Here is a 2,266-nt window from a genome sequence, read left to right as displayed (position 1 = left end):
CCGACAATCATCGCACCAACGCCAGCATGGTGGAAATCGCCACCATGAAGTTCATCATCGGCAGTATCGCACGGAAATACGGACTCAGTGAAGTGTACGTATATGGTTCCACGGCACGAGGCGACGCCGACGCCGATTCGGATATCGACCTGCTTTACCGAGCCGAGTCGGGCAATCATCTCAGCATGATGCGGCGAGAAGCGCTGCAGCACGAATTGGAAGGCGCTTTCAATCGCGCGGTATCGCTCACTTCACTGGATTCGCTGCAGCGCAACGCGCAGCGCAGCCGAGCAAGCCGACGCTTCTACCTGCACATCCAGCCGGATATGATCAGGGTGGCATGATGGCACGCAGGACACACGCCGACCAACGGTTCCGCGACGAGACGAATCTCATTCGACTCGTCGAACATGTGCAACGAGCACACGACGACGCCTCGGCCGCCGGTTCAGCCGAGGCGCTCGAATCCGATTACATGCGATTCAACTCCGTGGCGATGGACATGGTGCAGGCGCAGGAATCCGCAAGACGACTTTCCGACGAATTCCGTGAAACGGTTCCGCAACTCCCATGGAACGAGCTGCGTGCGTTACGCAATGTCATCGTGCACGAATACGACGGCATCGACTCCTACGCGCTCTACGAATCGGCCACGATCGACGCCGAAGCGCTTCTCGCCAAACTGCTCCCCTACGTCAACGCCATAAAGGATTGACAGCCCATCCTGCCACCCGCCGAAATGATTTTGCCAAATAGCCACATTTGACTAAATTGATTTTCCGTTAAAAGCCGCCACTGCCTCTCTTTTTGATGCACACCAAGGCGGCATTCCTTATTTAAGTACTTTCAAATACCCATTCGCGATATGGGATTTCGATGATTGGCAATCACTTTCGCTATGGCGCAAACACCGCCCAGCTGTCTTGTGATAGCAATGGGTTCAGACCGAACAGATATTTCAAGAATCTCTCCGGCAATATACGGCCTTCCCGATGCCACAATACGATTTAACGGGGTCAAGGTCGGTCAAAAACGCAAAAATGACCCCGTTGAGTTCGGTTATGCTTGAAAACCGCGGTCACACTGCATTTATCGATGCCGAATTCAGCGCATGCCGGTTCCGGAACGATCCGTTCAGCAACCGCTTTCCCGATTCCAACATTACGAACGCGAACAAAGGCGCATAGGGAAGGAAATACCTGTATTGTATACCGTCGACCCCAATCACCCCATCCGCATCATACTGCAGCCATAGCGCCAGGTAGATCAGCAAGACATCCCCGACGCAAAGCGCAATGACCAGCCACGCATATGGCAGAGAAAACCTATCGCACATGCCTTTGGAATCATCGGCCGATCCTACCGCCTGCCGGCGGCTCCGAGCAATGATCTTCAGCATACTTGCCACGGCCAGCATGATTATGGAGACCACAATCGCCGACCAGCACGCGGCAATGCCGATACTGCCGTTCCGATTATTCATATTCGATTGGGCATGCGTTATCGACCATACGATATTCTTTACGACCTCCGATATGGCCGCCGGATCCGTAAGCAGCGCATGCTTGCGCTCGCTCATCTGCTCGTACGAGACCAGCATCGGACAATTCGTATACCAACCATTGGCGCTCAGCCAGAACATGATCCATCCACCAGACAGGACCACGCATGCGGACAATGGTGCGGCCTGGGCGCGATTCACCCGCCATCGGCCGGCAACGCGGTCAAACATCAGCGGGACGACAAGCAGGACCAACGGCATATACACAAACTTGCACATCGCCAGCACCACGCCGGCCACGGCAAGCATAATCGCATTGCGCCGCGACCGCCTGCCGACAATTTCGCGGAACAGCAAACAGCTGAACAATATGACCATAGCTTGGGTAAACGAATCCGCGGAAATGGAAAATGAAGCGAACCGCAGCATCTGGGGAACGCACAGCAACAAACCGATCGGAATGCGCCATTTCGGCAACGCGCGGACCGAACAGAACATAATCAGCGCGTAGACGATCAGCATGCACGCCTCGGCCAACCGGTATGTGGCCCCAGGGCCGAGACCGAACAATCGCCCCAAGGCAAAGCCCGACAATTGCGGAGCATATACGATTGGCGAATTCGTTGCCGTATTGTTGAACGGCAAATCCACCGTCGCCGATGATTTGTCCTCAGCAACGGTATCTGAGATCACGACCGTCGGATCATACCCGTCATATTGCTCCAAGGAATATTGCATCCAGTCGCGATCGACCGCCCCGCCGAC

Annotated in this window: 3 protein-coding genes; 2 read left to right on the top strand and 1 reads right to left on the bottom strand. The window is 55.0% G+C overall.

The genetic code is table 11. The features are described from left to right. Together B3C64_RS01200 and B3C64_RS01195 are read left to right on the top strand one after the other, a co-directional pair. Nucleotides 1-344: nucleotidyltransferase family protein (locus B3C64_RS01200; protein WP_291533153.1), on the top strand; the 344-nt coding region annotated here is incomplete at its 5' end. Then, nucleotides 344-715 (top strand): DUF86 domain-containing protein, encoded by a 372-nt coding sequence (locus B3C64_RS01195; RefSeq protein ID WP_291533151.1) that lies wholly within the window; start codon nucleotides 344-346, stop codon nucleotides 713-715. The genes B3C64_RS01200 and B3C64_RS01195, both read left to right, overlap by 1 nt. A 363-nt stretch (nucleotides 716-1,078) precedes the next feature. Here B3C64_RS01195 and B3C64_RS01190 read toward each other — a convergent pair. After that, nucleotides 1,079-2,266, bottom strand: a 1,188-nt coding sequence (locus B3C64_RS01190) for a DUF2142 domain-containing protein (protein ID WP_291533150.1), incomplete at its 5' end; no start/stop codon positions are given.

Source organism: Bifidobacterium sp. UBA6881, from assembly GCA_002451435.1.
GTDB lineage: Bacteria > Actinomycetota > Actinomycetes > Actinomycetales > Bifidobacteriaceae > Bifidobacterium.
Note: the sequence above shows the minus strand (reverse complement) of the source record. Positions and strands in the feature narration are given on the sequence as shown.